The sequence below is a fragment of the Gluconobacter aidae genome, assembly GCF_009547075.1.
Classification (GTDB): Bacteria; Pseudomonadota; Alphaproteobacteria; order Acetobacterales; family Acetobacteraceae; genus Gluconobacter; species Gluconobacter aidae.
In genome coordinates this window covers 1-873 of record NZ_WIPH01000102.1, presented here as the reverse complement: position 1 = coordinate 873, position 873 = coordinate 1, and the positions used below count along the sequence as shown (strand labels likewise).

Below are 873 nucleotides of genomic sequence, written 5' to 3'. Positions count from 1 at the left end.
CCGGATTATAGACCCAATGACCGTCATTCGCCTCGTTTTCCGAGGTCAGGGGGAGCGTAAGCTCACTTTGTCAGGAGAGGAGAATGACAATGTCGACTGCGAAATTTATTGGCCTGGACGTTCACAAGGAGACAATTGCCGTGGCGGTCGCCAATGACGGGCGATCGGGAGAGATCCGGTTCCACGGGACTATTCCCAACACGCCCGATGCCATACGGCGCCTGGTGGCACGCCTGGCAGCGCCCGATGTCACGCTCCACTTCTGCTATGAAGCAGGCGGCTGTGGATATGGTATCTATCGTCAGTTGACCGACCTGGGCGTGGAATGCAGCGTCATCGCGCCGTCGGTCATCCCGCGCAAGTCGGCGGATCGGGTGAAGACTGATCGACGCGACGCCCAGATGCTGGCGCGCCTGCTGCGCTCGGGCGAACTGACAGCAATCTGGGTGCCGGACGAGGCGCACGAAGCCATCCGGGATCTGATCCGGGGACGTCGGCAGGCGAAACAGGATCTGGTTGCCAGCCGGCAAACAATATTGAGCTTCCTGCTTCGCCATGGGCGCAAATTCACCGGGCGATCGAATTGGACCAAGGCGCATTGGCGCTGGCTCAGTGAGCAGGCCTTCGACGCACCGCATCAGCAATTCGTGTTCGGTGAAGGTATCCGACGGATTGAGGAGGCACAGCATCGCTGCGACAGGCTGGACTCCATGCTGGTGGAAGCACTGCCGCAATGGTCGCTGGCTCCTCTGGTTCAGGCGTTGCAGGCCCTCCGTGGTGTCGGGCTCGTGGTGGCCGCGACCTTGGTTGCCGAAATTGGCGATCTCAGTCGCTTTGATACGCCCAAGCAACTGATGAGCTGGCTTGGCCTAG

Annotated in this window: 1 protein-coding gene; it reads left to right on the top strand. The window is 60.6% G+C overall.

Annotated features, from left to right (window positions below; genetic code table 11):
• Positions 1–89: 89 nt before the first annotated feature.
• Positions 90–873, top strand: a 784-nt coding sequence (locus GFJ39_RS13910; RefSeq protein ID WP_194285398.1) for an IS110 family RNA-guided transposase, incomplete at its 3' end; no start/stop codon positions are given.